This window comes from Janthinobacterium sp. SUN128 (genome assembly GCF_030587275.1).
Lineage (GTDB): Bacteria > Pseudomonadota > Gammaproteobacteria > Burkholderiales > Burkholderiaceae_D > Janthinobacterium > Janthinobacterium lividum.
In genome coordinates this window covers 2,240,089-2,254,956 of record NZ_JAPWHY010000001.1, presented here as the reverse complement: position 1 = coordinate 2,254,956, position 14,868 = coordinate 2,240,089, and the positions used below count along the sequence as shown (strand labels likewise).

Sequence of the window (14,868 nt, the reverse complement as noted above, 5' to 3'; positions counted from 1 at the left end):
GGCCTTGAACGCCATCACGGCGGAGAATTATGTGGAAATATCGCCGGTAGGCGAGGTGGACGGGCGTGAAAAAATGCTCGCTTTCTATGCGCCGGAGCAGAAGCGGCCGAGTCCACAGCTCCAGGTCGATGAACCGGTGGTGCGCCTGTTTGGCGATACGGCGCTCATCTCGGCGCGCCTGTCCTACCGTCTCAACCAGGATGGGACAGCCCGCAGCTTCGCCCTGCGCGCCGGTTATGTCGCTCGGCTTGTCGACAAGCAATGGCTGCTGGTCAGCGCACAGTACACGGGCATCCGCCCGCCGAAACCGTGAAGTGCCCCGTGCCTGGCGCCCGGCGTTGCTCGGCCAGCCTACAACCTTGCCTCGTCTCCCCACACATGCCGCATGCTGAAATGCAGGCCGGCATCGTCTTCGTGCAGTGACGACACGATGGCGTAGCGGCTGTCGGCCGTGTCGCGGGGAGAAAGTTGTGCCAGCTCGGCGGGGGCCAGCGGCGCGCCCAGCGGGTCGCTGAGCGGATGCACGTGGCCGGCGCCCCGTTGCGTCACCACTCCCAGCTCGCCGCTGCGCAGGCGCACCAGGGTGCCGGGCGGATACTTGCCCAGCAGGTTGACGAACTGTTCGCCCAGCAGCGCGTCGATGGGCACGCCCTGGTCGAGGAAGATATGCTGCAGCGCCTGGTCTGGCACGATGGAGCGGCGGTAGTTGCGCGCCGAGACGCGGGCGCAATAGCGGTCGGCCAGGCCGATCAGCTTGGCATTTTGCAGGATTTCATCGGCCGTGCGCCCTTGCGGGTAGCCGCTGCCATCGTCGTTTTCATGGTGCAAGAGCACGCAACTCAGCCATTCCTCGTCATCGACGCCCGCGCAGCGCAGCAATTCCGCGCTTTCCTGCGGGTGCTGGCGCACGATGCGCATTTCGTCGTCATTCAGGGGGCCGCGCCGGTCCTGGAAACTGTCGTGGTGGCGCAGCATGCCCACGTTCATCGTCAGCGCGGCCGCGCCGATCAACAGCAGTTCATCGTGGGACTTGTGCATGCTGCGGCCCACTAGCATGGCCAGCAAGGCCGTTTCGATGCAGTGGCGCACGGCGTAGCTGCCGGCGATCTGGTTGAGCAGGATGCTGGCCAGGGCGATATCGGCATCGTGTTCCAGCGCGCGCAGCAGTTCGCGGGCGATGTCGCGCACGTCGCGCTCGGCATTGTTTTCGCTGCGCAAGGCCAACAGCAAGCGTTCCAGGCGCTGCGCCGCCTCGTTGAGCAGGCGCAAGACGGACGGCTGATCCGGCGTGCCCACATACAGGCCCAGCTGCATTAGCCGCCCCAGCTGTGCGCCATCCGTGATGATCTGCCCCTTGCGCAGTTGCGGGCCGGCACTATGGTCCGCGAGAAACAGATCCCAGGGCAGGGGTTCGCCGGGAACCAGGTCGGCCGGGCCGATGCGACGCTGTACCATGTTGTTGTTCCTCAGTCATTCTCTGCGCCGCAGCGCAGCAGTGCCGTATTTACATTAAATGCTGCGTAGGCGCTCCAGCGCCAGGCGCAAGGTCTCGTCTTTCTTGGCAAAGCAGAAGCGCACGATGCCCGATTCCTTGCCCTGCGCATAAAACGCGGACACGGGAATGGCGGCCACCTTGATTTCCGCCGTCAGCCATTCGGCGAACTGCGCTTCGGTCTCTTGCGAAATAGCATCGTAGCGCACGCACTGGAAATACGTGCCGTCGGCCGGCAGCAGGCTGAAGCGGCTGCCCGTCAGGCCGTCGCGGAACAGGTCGCGCTTGTGCTGGTAAAACGCGGGCAAGTCCAGGTAGGGCTGCGGGTCCGCCATGTAGGCGGCCAAGCCGTGCTGCATCGGCGTGTTGACGGTAAAGACGTTGTACTGGTGCACCTTGCGAAACTCCGCCGTCAAGGCGGCCGGGGCCGCCACATAGCCGACCTTCCAGCCAGTCACGTGATACGTCTTGCCAAAGCTGGAAACGATGAAGCTGCGCGCCGCCAGTTCCGGGTTGCGCGAGAGCGACGCATGCGGCACGCCGTCGTACACCATGTGCTCATACACTTCGTCGGATAGGATCAAAATTTGCGTGCCGCGCACGATGTCGGCCAGCGCGGCCACATCGGCAGGGCGCAGGATGGTGCCCGTCGGATTGTGCGGCGTGTTGATGATGATCAAACGCGTCTTGGGGCTGACGGCGGCGGCCAGCTTGTCCCACGGCACGCTGTAGCCCTCTTCGCCCACCTGCATCGACACCAGCACGGGCACGCCGCCGGCCAGCGCGATGGCGGGCAGATAGCTGTCGTAGGCCGGTTCGATGACGATGACTTCGTCGCCCGGGTGTACGCAGCACAAAATTGCCGTGGTGAGCGCCTGCGTGGCGCCGGCCGTGACGGTGATTTCCGTGCCTGCGTCGTAGCTGTGGCCGTACAAGCCGGCGATCTTCGCGGCAATGGCTTCGCGCAGGGGCGCGGCGCCCGTCATCATCGGATACTGGTTATGGCCGGCGCGCATGGCGTCGCTGACGAGGTCGACTAGTTCTGGGGCGCAATCGAAATCGGGAAAGCCCTGGCCCAGGTTGACGGCGCCGTGCTGGGCCGCCAGGCTGGACATGCGGGTAAACACGGTGGTACCCACGAGAGGCAGGCGGGTGGTCAGGGCGGGAGTCGGGTAGGGCAGGGACGGGCTGTTCATGAACGGTAGGGGCGCGGTGCGGAAAGTGGAATCGTTTCCCATTCTAGCGCAGCGCGCCCCGTTGCGTGTGGGGCTTTGGCGCCTCAGCCTGGCAATGCCCAGCCTTCCGGCACCATGATCTTGAACATGCCGGCCTTGGCCGTCTTGCGGGCCAGTTTCAGCAGGGCCTTGTCCTTGGTGATGAGGATGTCGGCGTTGGCGTCGCGCGCCAGTTCGAGGAATTTCTGGTCATCCTTGTCCGTGCAGACGGGCAGGCGCACGCCGGAGACGGGCGGCGCCACGACGGTGATATGCGCGTCGAAGCGGGCGGCGGCGACGGCGCGGCTGGCTTCGTCGAGCGGCAGATGCTTGTAGTGCAACACGACAAGATATTCCGCGCGGCAATCTTCGCGCGTGATGGCGTGCACAGCGCCGCTTTCCATGGCTGCCAGCAGGGGCGCCCAGCGCGGGTCGTTGAAGACGAACAGGTCGAGGCAAACGTTGGTGTCGAGGACGAGTTTTTGTGGAGCAGGTATCATGTCGGCAATTCTATTCTGTAGTGATAATTTATGTTGATCGTGCTTTCGCCCGCCAAGAGTCTCGACCTGGAGACGCCGCCAACAACCTCGTTGCACAGCACCCCCGATTTTCTCGACCATTCCGCCCAGCTGATCGAGCGCATGCGCCAGTTCTCGCCTGCCGAAGTGGGCAGCCTGATGGGCATTTCCGACGCCTTGTCCGCCTTGAATGTGGCCCGCTACGCTTCCTGGACGCCCAAGCTGGCGGAAGCGCGCCAGGCCATCATGGCTTTCAATGGCGACGTGTATGCCGGTTTCGAGGCGCGCAGCCTGCAGCCGGCCCAGCTCGACTATGCCCAGTCGCGCGTGCGCATCCTGTCGGGCCTGTACGGCTTGCTGCGCCCGCTGGACCTGATCCACCCGCACCGCCTGGAAATGGGCACGCGCCTGTCGACCGCGCGCGGCAAGGATTTGTACGCGTTCTGGGGCGACACCATCACCAATGGACTGAACCGCACGGCCAGGGAGCAGGGGGCGAAAGTGCTGGTCAATCTTGCTTCCGAAGAATATTTTAAATCCGTCAAGCCGCGCCAGCTGGACGTGCCCGTCATCGCGCCCGTGTTCGAGGACTGGAAGAACGGCAAGTATAAAATCATCTCGTTCTACGCCAAGCGCGCGCGCGGCATGCTGGCCCGCTATGCGGCAGTCAACCAGATCCGCGACCCGCAGCAGCTGAAGCAATTCGATGTCGATGGCTATGGTTTCGTGCCGGAAGCGTCGAACGATACGAGCTGGGTGTTCCGGCGCAAGGTTGGCGAATAAGTAAAAAAACCGGGCTAGCCCGGTTTTTTATTGCAGCTTACTGCCAGAATTTCCACCACTTGCGTTCCTTGTTCACCCCTTCCGGGCTGAGGAATGCCGTGTTCGGGTAGTTCTTGGTCAGCACGCGCAAGGCATCGTCGCGCAAGTCGGTCAAGCCCAGCTTGTCATACGAGCGGTACATGATGAACAGCGCTTCTTCGATGGCCGGCGAGGCACGGAAGTCGCTGACCGTCGTTTGCGCGCGGTTGGCGGCGGCCAGGTAGGCGCCGCGGCGGAAGTAATAGCGCGCCACGTGCACTTCGTATTTCGCCATGGCATCGATCAAATAGTTCATGCGGGCCAGCGAATCGGGCGCATATTTACTATTTGGGAACTTGTCGACCAGTTGCTTGAAGGCCGCAAACGCTTCGCGCGTAGCTTTCGGGTCGCGCTCGGTCGGGTCTTGCTCGTACAGGAAGTTCAGGAAGCTGATCTGGTCGTTAAAGCTGATCAGGCCGCGCAAGTAGTACATATAGTCTACATTGGCGTGGTTCGGATGCAACTTGATGAAGCGTTCGACGGCAGCCAGTGCCTGCGCCTGGTCTCCCGACTTATAATACGCGTAAGCGATCTCCATCTGCGCTTGCAGAGCATAGTTGCCGAAAGGATAGTTAGCCTCCAGCTTCTGGAACAGGCCGATTGCAGCTTCATAGTGCTGCCCGGCCATTTCTTCACGCGCCTCCGAGTATAATTTCGTAACGGACCAGTTTTTGGTCTCATCCACTTTTTCAGGCAACAAGCTGCAAGCGGACATGCCGAGCAGAACGACTGAAGCGACTACCAACGATAATTTTTTTTGCATGACGTTTTGCAAGAAGGTTTTAACCAAGATTTTACAATAGGCTGATTATAGCCGATGGGAATGCTGTGATATTAACTCCGAAGCCTAATTTGGCTGACCCCGCGTTTGACTCCCTTTCTGACCATGGTGCCGAAGAGGCGTTTGACGGCGATTTTGCCGCCGACGACGTCTTCGAGGAAATGGCCCCGATTACATTGGAACTGACGCCGGACGCCTGCGGCCACCGCCTCGATAAAGTCATCGCCCAGCTGGTGCCGCAATACTCGCGCAGCCGCTTGCAATTGTGGCTGGAAGCCGGTTTCGTGACCGTCGATGGAAAAGTTGCCAAACGCAACATGACCGCCTATGGCGACGAGAAGATCGTCATTCTGCCGCAAAGCGCGCCGGAAGACGAGGCTTTTAAGCCGGAAGCGATGGAATTGAACATCGTGCACGAAGATGAGCATATCATCGTCATCAACAAACCGGCCGGACTGGTCGTCCATCCGGGTCCCGGCAACTGGTCGGGCACCTTGCTCAACGGCTTGCTGCACCACTGTCCGCAGCTGGCGGGCGTGCCGCGCGCCGGCATCGTGCACCGCCTGGACAAGGATACGAGCGGCCTGATGGTCGTCGGCAAGACCCTCGCTTCGCAAACGGACCTGGTGCGCCAGTTGCAGGCGCGCACCGTCAAGCGCGAGTATTTCGCGCTCGTGTGGGGCACGCCGAAAATGGCGGGCACCATCGATGCCTCCATCGCGCGCCACCCGCGCGACCGCGTCAAGATGGCCGTCTCGGAAAACTTCACCGCCAAGCCTGCCATCACGCACTATGAATTGATCGGCAGCGGCGAACTCGACCGCCGTCCTGTGAGCCTGATGCAATGCCGCCTGGAAACAGGCCGCACGCACCAGATCCGCGTGCACATGCAGCACCTGGGCTTTGCGCTGGTCGGTGACTACGTGTACGGCAAGCAGCACCTGGTGTCCGTCTTCTCGCGCCAGGCACTGCAGGCGCGTCGCCTGGGCCTCGTGCATCCAGGCACCCTGGAAGCGTGCGAGTGGATCGTGCCGCTGGCCGATGATTTCGCTCAGCTGATCGCCACCGCCGGCATTCCCGAGCCGGAACAGGTCTGATGACGGCTGCCTTGCCTTATATCACGCCCCATTGGCCAGGCTTGCCCGCGAACGTGGGTGCGCTGGCGACCGTGCGCGCGGGCGGCGTCAGCCAGGGTCCGTATGGTGACGGGCAGGGCGGCGGCGGCTTGAACCTGGGCACGCACGTGGGCGATGATCCTGCGCACGTGCTGGCCAACCGCGCGCGGCTGGCGACCGTCTTGCCAGAGCAGCCAGCCTGGCTGTCGCAGGTGCATGGCGTGGCCGTGGCCGATGCCGGGAAGCTGGACGGTTGCGTGCCCGATGCCGACGCCAGCATCGCCACGCAGGCGGGCGCCGTGTGCGTCGTGATGACGGCCGATTGCCTGCCGGTATTGTTTTGCTCGACGGATGGCATCGTCGTCGGCGCGGCCCACGCGGGCTGGCGCGGCTTGGCCAACGGTGTCTTGCAGCGCACGGTGGACAGCATGCGTGCGCAGGGAGCGACGGATATCCTTGCTTGGCTGGGGCCGGCGATTGGTCCGCAGCAATTCGAGGTGGGACACGACGTGTTGCAAGCGTTCCGCGACGGCGCGCGCGATGATGTCGAGCGGCAAGTATTGAGCTCCGCCTTCGTCGCCATCGCTGGCAAGCCGGACAAGTACCTGGCCGACATCTATGCGCTGGCGCGCACCATGCTGCTGCGCGATGGCGTGGCGCAAGTGGCGGGCGGGGAATATTGCACCGTCAGCGATGCGGCGCAGTTTTACTCGTACCGGCGCGATGGCGTCACGGGACGACAGGCCAGCTTGATCTGGCGCAAATAATCTGCACGGCAGACACTTATGTGTCTGCCGTTTTTGTTTTATCGTCTGCTGAGGCCAGCGCGCGGGCCTGCAGTTCCGCGATGCGCGCCGCCTTGCGTTTGCGTCTCCTTGAGCCCGTCAGATAGAATAGGATGGACAGCGGGATGACGCAGTACAGCACGAAGGTCATCACCCCGGCGACGATGGACGGTTCCGTCAGCGCCATGAGGCCGACGACATAGATCCAGGCAACAGCGGTCATGAGCATCATTGGTATTGCCAATCAGTAAGAGTTTGCATGCAGTTGATCCAGAAATATTTATTTTTGACTACGTTTGCGACGCCTGACAAAACCGTAGCGAGCGGAAGGGAGAGGTGGCTGAGAAGCGCAGCCGTACTTTAGTACGGTGAGCATCGCAGGCCGCCTATACCGACGCGCAGTAGGTTTTGTTCGGCGTCCCTAAATCTTGAATGGACTTATATATCTATGAACATGCCCGATCCTCAAATGATGACCAAGGAATGGATGGCGCAGATCAGCAATCCTGAACAGTGGAAGACGTGGTTCAACATGGTACCGCAGCCCCAGGGCAATCCGATTGCCGGCATTTTGCAGGATGCGGGCGCCAGCATCAAGCCGGAAGCGATCGAGCAACTGAAAAATGCCTACGTGGCCAAGCTGACGGGCTTGTGGGCTGACTTTATGGCCGGCAAGGCGCCGGAATTGAAAGACCGCCGTTTCTCCGCGCCGGCCTGGCACGCCAGCCCCCTGTCGGCCTTCAATGCGGCAGCTTATTTGCTGAACGCCGAGTTTCTCAGCGCCATGGCCGATGCCGTGGAAGCGACGCCGCACCAGAAGCAAAAGATTGCGTTTGCCGTGCAGCAAATCGTCGACGCCATGTCGCCCGCCAACTTTCTCGCCACCAACCCCGACGCCCAGCAAACCCTGATCGAGACCAAGGGCGAAAGCCTGGCCAAGGGTTTGAGCAATATGCTGGCCGATATGGGCAAGGGCCGCATCTCGCAGTCCGACGAATCGGCCTTCGAAGTGGGCCGCAACGTGGCCACCACGCCGGGCACGGTGGTGTTTGAAAATGCCTTGTTCCAGCTGATCCAGTACACGCCAAGCACCCCCACGGTACACCAGCGGCCGCTGCTGATGGTGCCGCCATGCATCAATAAATTCTATATCCTTGACTTGCAGCCGGAAAACTCGCTCGTGCGCTATGCGGTGGAGCAGGGCAATACCGTGTTCCTGATGTCCTGGCGCAATCCGGACATGAGCATGCAGCACCTGACGTGGGACGATTACGTCGAGCAAGGCGTGATCGAAGCCATCCAGGTCGCGCAGGAAATCAGCGGGCAGGACAAGCTCAATATGTTCGGCTTTTGCGTGGGCGGCACCATCGTCTCGACGGCGCTGGCCGTGCTCAAGGCGCGGGGCGAGAATCCGGCCGCCAGCCTGACCCTGTTGACCACCTTCCTCGATTTCTGCGACACGGGCGCGCTCGACGTCTTTATTGACGAGCCGCAAGTGGCGCTGCGCGAGCAAACCCTGGCCAAGGGCGGCCTGATGTCGGGCCGCGACCTGGGCAGCACTTTCTCCAGCCTGCGACCGAACGACCTGGTGTGGAACTACGTGCAGTCGAATTACCTGAAGGGCAAGGAACCACCCGCGTTTGACTTGCTGTACTGGAATGGCGATGGCACCGGCTTGCCAGGCCCCATGTTCTGCTGGTATCTGCGCAACACTTACCTGGAAAACAGCCTGAAAGTGCCGGGCAAGCTGACGGTGGCCGGGGAAAAGGTCGACCTGAGCAGCATCGACGCGCCCGCTTTCATCTACGGTTCGCGCGAAGACCATATCGTGCCCTGGGGCGCGGCTTACGCCAGCACGGCCTTGCTGAACCCGAAAAAACCGAAAACCAACCGTTTTATCCTTGGCGCTTCGGGCCATATCGCCGGCGTGATCAACCCGGCGTCGAAGAAAAAACGCAGTTACTGGAGCAATGACCAGCCACGCACGGCGAAAGCCAAGCCCTTGAGCGCCGAGCAGTGGATGGAAGGCGCGACCGAGCACGTGGGCAGCTGGTGGCCCGAATGGGCGGCCTTCCTGGCCGAACACGGCGGCACGCAGGTGAAGGCGCCGGGCAAGCCGGGCAACAAACGCCACGCGGCAATCGAGCCGGCGCCGGGGCGGTATGTTAAAGTCAGGGCGGACTAGTTTACAAAAGCTTCTGGCCTGGCAAGACCGGCGTAATCTCCGGTCTTGTCAAGAATCTACTTTTAGTTGCGTTGCAATAAATGCGGGAATCTACTACCCTGATGTGCAATGGAGCCGTTTTCCACTCTATAATGGAAAAAGTAGGCAGGTGCGAAAGCGGACCCACGTTCGCTTTTTTTTCGGATTAACTCTGTACGCGCTGCGGCGCAATAAGTGGAACTTGTGATGAGTAGTGCAAAAAAAAGTATAGACCGCCTGATTAAAAAATATCCCAACCGCCGTCTGTATGACACGCAAACCAGTTCCTACATCACCTTGACGGACGTCAAGCAGCTGGTGTTGGACAATGAAGTGTTTACCGTCGTCGATGCCAAGTCCAATGAAGATTTGACGCGCAGCATCTTGTTGCAAATCATTTTGGAAGAGGAAGCGAACGGCGCGCCCATGTTCTCGAGCAGCGTGCTGTCGCAGATCATCCGCTACTATGGCCACGCCATGCAGGGCATGATGGGATCCTACCTGGAAAAGAACGTGCAAGCGTTCACCGACATCCAGCACAAATTCACGGGCACGTCGGCCGGCAGTTTCGAAGGCAAGCCATTCAGCCCGGAAATGTGGACCCAGTTCATGAATGTCCAGGGCCCGATGATGCAAGGCATGATGAACAACTACATCGACCAGAGCAAGAGCCTGTTCGTGCAGATGCAGGAACAGATGCAAAGCCAGAGCAAGAATCTGTTCGGCACGTTCCCGTTTGTGCCGCCAGTGCCGCCGACGGACAAAAAGTAAGCCGCAGCCAATACGGGCCACACAACGGCACAGGAATTCCTGTGCCGTTGTGCTTTGCGGATGTCATGCCGGCGGCTGCCGATGCTGCATGCTATTGCTTCAGTTGTTGCAGCGTGGAGAGCAGGTCCTGGTTTGAATGCTCGAGCTTCCATGTTTTGGCATTGTCCATGGAGCTGTAAATGCTGACGCGACCCTTGAAATCTTCCTGGATATTGAGCGCAAGGCCGGAAGGGAAAATCATTGGCGTCTGACGCAATGTATATGGTGCATACGGCCCCCAGGTTCGACCATCGTCGCTGCTGACCAGCAGTGCGCCCTCGTTATACATGCCCGCTTCCATCAGCAATCTGCCGTCATTGAGCGGCGCCACGGGCGACATCAGGACTTTGAACGGCGAAACGATCGTCTTCCAGTTCTGGCCGCGATCCCGTGAAATATAGGCGTCGGGAAATCTTCCCGCCAAGCCAGCCGCTACCAGAACGCTTTCCGTCCCATTCGGTTGATGGGTAAATTGCGTCAGGTTTTTCTTGTGCGGACTAAAGCGTTCGGTCAACTTGCCCGTGTTGTAATCGAGTTCGCCGATCAAGCCGCTTTCCAGCGCATAGCCGATGCGGCCCGCGTCTTGCCACGTCCAGAGCAAGCCCGGGCCATGCAGCCAGGATCCGGGCAAGGTGGCGTGGTACACGGATCGCCAGTCGCCAGCGTCCAGCTGGTTCGCATGGAAAATGTTTAACTCGTCTCCCTTGCGATGCATCAGGTACCAGCCATCCCTGGGGTTGCCCCCGATGCGCAGCAGATTGCCGGGCGGTAGGTTGCCTGTATCGACAGGCGACAGCTGCTCACTGTCACGCGCCTTGCGGAGCAGGGAACCGGATTCGCCTACCGCAATCAATTCGGCATTGGGCAGGTCGACAGGAAACACGCAGGACAGCGACTCCACCGATGGCGCATTGAGGATGCTCCATAGCCCTTGCGTCGAGCGCATCAGGACGGCACCCATGCGGCTGGCGGCAGCCACCCGGCCATCGGGCATTTCGGTGGTGCACTCGGCCCCAGCCGGGTGGGCGCGGGCAAATTGCTCGACATCGTCCTGGGCGTGGCGTGGCGTGCTCCAGCCAGGAGCGGCAGCAGCGCCGAACATGGCGTTGTAGTCAGGGGCAAAGCGCCGGATCAATTCCGCATTCGATGTCACCTGGGCGCTACGGCCGTATTGCACGCCGAAATTGCCGCGTGTCACAATCAGCCGGCCCAGATCCGTCGATTTGCCCGCTTCGATCTTGAAGCTTCCCACGATGGTCGAGTACACATGCAATAGCTTGTTGGCACGGGTATCGATCAATTCGACAAACTCATACTCGCCAGGCGGCAGGGCGCCAAGGAACAGGGACGTATCGCCTGCCATCGCGCTCTCGACCTTTTTCATCACCAGGTTTTCGGAGACCAGCTTGAAATCACTGCGCTGCTCCCCCGCCACGACACGGCGTAACTTGATCATATTGAAACCGTAAATATCTTTGGTATTCGACGTGATGCTGACCGCCACCGGGGTTTCTCCCGATTGTGCTTGCATTTTCAGTGGATCAACCACCGAGGTGTTGACGGCGCAGCCGCTCAGCAGCAATGCGCTCAAACCGCAAGCCGCGACAGCCAGGCGCCGCGCTTTCAGATTGGAAAAGGAAAAAGACATGGGACTCATTTAGTTTTTTAAAAAACAATTATATGCCAGTCACTAGTTTCTTTGTGGCATTATTTTTTAATTTCTTGATACCGGTGATGCGTGGCGGGACCTGCTTCAAGCACTGACCTGATGGCAGTGGCCGGAACATAGTTGCGGTGGAAGCGTTGCAGATGCGGCAGCAAAAGGAGTCTGCGCTGACAGCAAGGGGCGGCTCGGGGTACAATAGCCGATTCGCCTCACCATTTTACTAGCTGCCAACTATGTCTGAAATTCACCGTATTCCCGTTCCTTCCGCCCAGCCCGAGGCCATGCTGGCCATGCCAGGTGCGGCGCCGAAAGTGGGCTTTGTCTCGCTCGGCTGCCCGAAAGCGCTGGTCGACTCCGAACAAATCCTGACCCAACTGCGCGCCGAAGGCTACGAAACGGCGAAATCCTACGCTGGCGCCGATCTGGTGATCGTCAACACCTGCGGTTTTATCGATGCTGCCGTGCAAGAGTCGCTCGACGCCATCGGCGAAGCGCTGGCTGAAAACGGCAAAGTGATCGTGACCGGTTGCCTGGGCGCCAAGAAAGATGCTGCCGGCGACGACATCATCATGAAGGTGCACCCGAAAGTGCTGTCCGTCACGGGCCCGCACGCGCTGGCCGAAGTGATGGATTCCGTCCACTTTCACCTGCCGAAACCGCATGCGCCATTCCTTGACCTGGTGCCGCCGCAAGGCGTCAAGCTGACGCCGAAGCACTATGCCTACCTGAAAATTTCCGAAGGCTGCAATCACCGCTGCAGTTTCTGCATCATCCCGTCGATGCGCGGCGACCTCGTCTCGCGTCCGATCGGCGAACTGATGATCGAAGCGGAAAACCTGTTCAAGGCCGGCGTCAAGGAATTGCTGGTCATTTCGCAAGACACCTCGGCGTATGGCGTGGACGTGAAATTCCGTTCCGGCTTCTGGAATGGCCGTCCCGTGAAAACCCACATGACGCAGCTGACGGAAGCGCTGGGCGAACTGGCCAAGTCCTATGGCGCCTGGGTGCGCCTGCACTATGTGTATCCATACCCGCACGTGGACCAGATCATTCCGATGATGAGCGGCGGCCACATCCTGCCTTACCTCGACATTCCGATGCAGCATGCGCATCCTGACGTGCTCAAGCGCATGAAGCGTCCGGCCAGCGGCGAGAAAAACCTCGACCGCATCCAGGCCTGGCGCGCCATCAATCCGGACCTGACGATACGCTCGACCTTCATCGCCGGTTTCCCAGGCGAAACGGAAGCGGAATTCGAGTACTTGCTGGACTTCCTCAAGGAAGCGCAGATCGACCGCCTCGGCTGCTTCGCCTATTCGCCTGTCGAAGGCGCGACCGCCAACGCCATCGCCAACCCCGTGCCGGAAGAGCTGCGCGAAGAGCGCCGCGGCCGCGTGATGCTGCTGCAGGAAGAAATCTCGAAAAAACGCCTGCAAGCCAAGGTCGGCAAGACCGTGCGCGTGCTGATCGATGAAGTCACCCGCTCCGGCGGTGTGGGCCGTTCGTCCGCCGACGCGCCGGAAATCGATGGCGTCGTGTATGTGAAGCCGCCATTCGAGCCGCACCGCAAGCTGGCGGTCGGCCAGTTCGTCGATGTGACGATTACATCAGCCGATGCGCATGACCTGTGGGGCGCGGCCGAGTAAAAAACGTCCATGCCTGCGTTGCGCTGCCTTGCCGTACAGTAAAGTACTGTCCTCGGCAGCGCGCCTTGGCCTGAACGTTTTTTCGCAGGTGTAACACTCTGTCAGACGTACGGCAGGCAAGGGCATAAGCCCTTACAATCAAGGCGGAACAGCAATTGCTGATCCGCCTTTTTTTATTTCCCGACGCCATGACCACACCCAAATCTCCGCAGACCGCGCTGATCCACAGCGATTACCAGGCGCCGCAAGGCTTTGCCGCGTTTCCCAACGCCATACATCACGCATCGACCGTGCTGTTCAAGGATGTGGCGGCCATGCGCTCGGGCGACTGGAAAGAGAAGAATGCCTATACCTACGGCTTGCACGGCACGCCTACCACCTTCACGCTGGAAGCGCGTCTGGCCGAGATCGAAGGGGGCAAATATTGCCTGCTGGCACCGTCGGGCCTGGCGGCCATCGCCATGGCGGACTTTGCCCTGCTGAAAACGGGCGACGACGTCTTGTTGCCGGAAAATATCTACAACCCGAACCGCGAACTGGGACGCTGGCTGTCGCAGGACTTCGGCATCACGGCCCGCTATTACGATCCGCTCATCGGCGCCGGCATCGCCGCCTTGATCCAGGAGAATACCAAGCTCATCTGGACGGAAGCGCCCGGTTCCGTGACGATGGAAGTGCCGGATTTGCCCGCCATCTGCGCGGCCGCCCACGCGCGCGGCGTGCTGGTCGCGTTGGACAACACCTGGTCGGCCGGCCTGGCCCTGCGCGGCTTTGAGCTGGGCGTGGACATCATCATGCAGGCGCTGACGAAATACCAGTCGGGCGGCTCGGATGTGCTCATGGGCGCGCTCATTACGCGCGAGCGGGCGCTGCACGACCGCCTGGCCCAGGCGCACATGCGTCTGGGCATGGGCGTGGGGGCGGACGACGCCTACCTGCTGCTGCGCGGCTTGCCCACCATGAAACTGCGCTTTGACGCCCACGATGCGGGCGCGCGCACGGTGGCCGCCTGGCTCAAGGGACGAAGCGAAATTGCCACGGTGCTGCATCCGGCTTTCGAGGATTGTCCCGGCCACGCCATCTGGCGGCGCGATTTCACGGGCGCGGGCGGCCTGTTTTCCGTGCTGTTCGATGCCCGCTACACGGAGGCGCAGACGGACCGCTTCGTCGATGCCTTGCAGTTGTTCAAGATTGGCTACAGCTGGGGTGGCGCAAACAGCCTGGTGATGCCGTACCGCATCGCGGCCATGCGCAAGGGCTGGAAGTTGCCGGGGCAGCTGGTGCGCCTGAACGTGGGACTGGAAGATCCGCAGGATCTGATCGCCGATATCGAACGGGCGTTCGCGGCGATGTAGGCAGCGGCAAGCCGTGGGCTTGCCGCGAAGCACCTTTTACATGGGCACGGGCTTGTTGTTGTTCAGGTCGAGGAAGCCGCGCAGCAAGCGGTAGGCTTTCCACAGCCAGGCCACGCCCCACACGATGAGTGCCAGCGGAATGCCGATCAGCGTGATCCACAGGATGGCGCCGACGACGATCCAGGCCGCATACCACCAGAAGGAACGGATCATCCAGCTGTGATGGCTGTGCACGAAGGTCCCGGCCGCCTCGTCCCGCTTCACATAATTGATGATGAGCGGAATGAAGGAAAACGCGCCCAGCGAAAACACAAAGCTGGCGCCATGTATCAGGTACAACCACCAGGCCAGGTTCTTGGTCTGCTGGAGTTGGGTATCCAAAATAATATCTTGTGACATGAAAGCTCCCGTCGTTGCTCAAT

Annotated in this window: 15 protein-coding genes; 8 read left to right on the top strand and 7 right to left on the bottom strand. The window is 60.8% G+C overall.

Features of this window, described 5'->3' with window-relative positions; genetic code table 11:
- Positions 1 to 4: 4 nt before the first annotated feature.
- The gene (locus O3297_RS10210; protein WP_305048595.1) at positions 5 to 313 is read left to right on the top strand and encodes a nuclear transport factor 2 family protein; all 309 of its coding nucleotides are present in this window, start codon (positions 5 to 7) and stop codon (positions 311 to 313) included.
- Positions 314 to 351: 38 nt separating this feature from the next.
- On the opposite strand, the gene O3297_RS10205 is transcribed toward O3297_RS10210, so the two are convergent.
- From O3297_RS10205 to O3297_RS10195, 3 genes are all read right to left on the bottom strand, one after another.
- Entirely contained in the window at positions 352 to 1,455 is a 1,104-nt protein-coding gene (locus O3297_RS10205) for an HD-GYP domain-containing protein (protein WP_034781130.1), read from the bottom strand.
- Positions 1,456 to 1,509: 54 nt separating this feature from the next.
- On the bottom strand, positions 1,510 to 2,688 hold the full coding sequence (locus tag O3297_RS10200) for a pyridoxal phosphate-dependent aminotransferase (protein WP_305048594.1): 1,179 nt from the start codon (positions 2,686 to 2,688) through the stop codon (positions 1,510 to 1,512).
- An 83-nt stretch (positions 2,689 to 2,771) separates the two neighbouring features.
- Entirely contained in the window at positions 2,772 to 3,206 is a 435-nt protein-coding gene (locus tag O3297_RS10195; RefSeq protein ID WP_070281998.1) for a putative toxin-antitoxin system toxin component, PIN family, read from the bottom strand.
- A 30-nt stretch (positions 3,207 to 3,236) separates the two neighbouring features.
- Between O3297_RS10195 and yaaA the strand changes: the two genes are divergently transcribed.
- Positions 3,237 to 4,007, top strand: coding sequence for a peroxide stress protein YaaA (yaaA, locus tag O3297_RS10190; RefSeq protein ID WP_070281999.1), 771 nt, complete (start codon positions 3,237 to 3,239; stop codon positions 4,005 to 4,007).
- 37 nt (positions 4,008 to 4,044) lie between these two features.
- On the opposite strand, the gene O3297_RS10185 is transcribed toward yaaA, so the two are convergent.
- Positions 4,045 to 4,848, bottom strand: coding sequence for an outer membrane protein assembly factor BamD (locus O3297_RS10185; protein ID WP_034781139.1), 804 nt, complete (start codon positions 4,846 to 4,848; stop codon positions 4,045 to 4,047).
- A gap of 89 nt (positions 4,849 to 4,937) precedes the next feature.
- Here O3297_RS10185 and O3297_RS10180 point away from each other — a divergent pair, with 89 nt between their 5' ends.
- Together O3297_RS10180 and pgeF are read left to right on the top strand one after the other, a co-directional pair.
- Positions 4,938 to 5,963, top strand: coding sequence for an RluA family pseudouridine synthase (locus tag O3297_RS10180; RefSeq protein ID WP_230521254.1), 1,026 nt, complete (start codon positions 4,938 to 4,940; stop codon positions 5,961 to 5,963).
- Positions 5,963 to 6,748 carry a peptidoglycan editing factor PgeF gene (gene pgeF, locus O3297_RS10175; protein ID WP_305048593.1) on the top strand — a complete coding sequence of 262 codons (786 nt, stop codon included), beginning with the start codon at positions 5,963 to 5,965 and terminating at the stop codon, positions 6,746 to 6,748. Before O3297_RS10180 ends, pgeF begins: the two co-directional genes overlap by 1 nt.
- Positions 6,749 to 6,764: 16 nt before the next feature.
- Here pgeF and O3297_RS10170 read toward each other — a convergent pair whose 3' ends face one another.
- Positions 6,765 to 6,998, bottom strand: a complete 234-nt coding sequence (locus O3297_RS10170) for a hypothetical protein (RefSeq protein WP_306558479.1) — start codon at positions 6,996 to 6,998, stop codon at positions 6,765 to 6,767.
- A gap of 216 nt (positions 6,999 to 7,214) precedes the next feature.
- On the opposite strand from O3297_RS10170, the gene phaC reads away from it, so the two are divergent.
- Positions 7,215 to 8,951 carry a class I poly(R)-hydroxyalkanoic acid synthase gene (gene phaC / locus O3297_RS10165; RefSeq protein WP_370385391.1) on the top strand — a complete coding sequence of 579 codons (1,737 nt, stop codon included), beginning with the start codon at positions 7,215 to 7,217 and terminating at the stop codon, positions 8,949 to 8,951.
- Between the two features lie 225 nt (positions 8,952 to 9,176).
- Positions 9,177 to 9,740 carry a polyhydroxyalkanoate synthesis repressor PhaR gene (gene phaR / locus O3297_RS10160; protein WP_010399000.1) on the top strand — a complete coding sequence of 188 codons (564 nt, stop codon included), beginning with the start codon at positions 9,177 to 9,179 and terminating at the stop codon, positions 9,738 to 9,740.
- Positions 9,741 to 9,831: 91 nt separating this feature from the next.
- Here phaR and O3297_RS10155 read toward each other — a convergent pair whose 3' ends face one another.
- Positions 9,832 to 11,427, bottom strand: a complete 1,596-nt coding sequence (locus O3297_RS10155) for a hypothetical protein (protein WP_305048591.1) — start codon at positions 11,425 to 11,427, stop codon at positions 9,832 to 9,834.
- 308 nt (positions 11,428 to 11,735) lie between these two features.
- Between O3297_RS10155 and rimO the strand changes: the two genes are divergently transcribed.
- Together rimO and O3297_RS10145 are read left to right on the top strand one after the other, a co-directional pair.
- On the top strand, positions 11,736 to 13,091 hold the full coding sequence (rimO, locus tag O3297_RS10150) for a 30S ribosomal protein S12 methylthiotransferase RimO (RefSeq protein ID WP_170846336.1): 1,356 nt from the start codon (positions 11,736 to 11,738) through the stop codon (positions 13,089 to 13,091).
- 188 nt (positions 13,092 to 13,279) lie between these two features.
- Positions 13,280 to 14,446 (top strand): cystathionine beta-lyase, encoded by a 1,167-nt coding sequence (locus O3297_RS10145; protein WP_305048590.1) that lies wholly within the window; start codon positions 13,280 to 13,282, stop codon positions 14,444 to 14,446.
- 36 nt (positions 14,447 to 14,482) lie between these two features.
- Here the strand turns inward: O3297_RS10145 and O3297_RS10140 are convergent, their stop codons facing one another.
- Entirely contained in the window at positions 14,483 to 14,845 is a 363-nt protein-coding gene (locus tag O3297_RS10140; protein WP_070256844.1) for a DUF4870 domain-containing protein, read from the bottom strand.
- Between the last annotated feature and the right edge of the window lie 23 nt (positions 14,846 to 14,868).

Bases quoted from the DNA above. Each gene is read 5' to 3' on its own strand.
- O3297_RS10205 (WP_034781130.1), bottom strand. From the start codon at position 1,455: ATGGTACAGCGTCGCATCGGCCCGGCCGACCTGGTTCCCGGCGAACCC.
- O3297_RS10200 (WP_305048594.1), bottom strand. From the start codon at position 2,688: ATGAACAGCCCGTCCCTGCCCTACCCGACTCCCGCCCTGACCACCCGC.
- O3297_RS10195 (WP_070281998.1), bottom strand. From the start codon at position 3,206: ATGATACCTGCTCCACAAAAACTCGTCCTCGACACCAACGTTTGCCTC.
- yaaA (WP_070281999.1), top strand. From the start codon at position 3,237: ATGTTGATCGTGCTTTCGCCCGCCAAGAGTCTCGACCTGGAGACGCCG.
- O3297_RS10185 (WP_034781139.1), bottom strand. From the start codon at position 4,848: ATGCAAAAAAAATTATCGTTGGTAGTCGCTTCAGTCGTTCTGCTCGGC.
- pgeF (WP_305048593.1), top strand. From the start codon at position 5,963: ATGACGGCTGCCTTGCCTTATATCACGCCCCATTGGCCAGGCTTGCCC.
- O3297_RS10170 (WP_306558479.1), bottom strand. From the start codon at position 6,998: ATGATGCTCATGACCGCTGTTGCCTGGATCTATGTCGTCGGCCTCATG.
- phaC (WP_370385391.1), top strand. From the start codon at position 7,215: ATGAACATGCCCGATCCTCAAATGATGACCAAGGAATGGATGGCGCAG.
- phaR (WP_010399000.1), top strand. From the start codon at position 9,177: ATGAGTAGTGCAAAAAAAAGTATAGACCGCCTGATTAAAAAATATCCC.
- O3297_RS10155 (WP_305048591.1), bottom strand. From the start codon at position 11,427: ATGTCTTTTTCCTTTTCCAATCTGAAAGCGCGGCGCCTGGCTGTCGCG.
- rimO (WP_170846336.1), top strand. From the start codon at position 11,736: ATGCCAGGTGCGGCGCCGAAAGTGGGCTTTGTCTCGCTCGGCTGCCCG.
- O3297_RS10145 (WP_305048590.1), top strand. From the start codon at position 13,280: ATGACCACACCCAAATCTCCGCAGACCGCGCTGATCCACAGCGATTAC.
- O3297_RS10140 (WP_070256844.1), bottom strand. From the start codon at position 14,845: ATGTCACAAGATATTATTTTGGATACCCAACTCCAGCAGACCAAGAAC.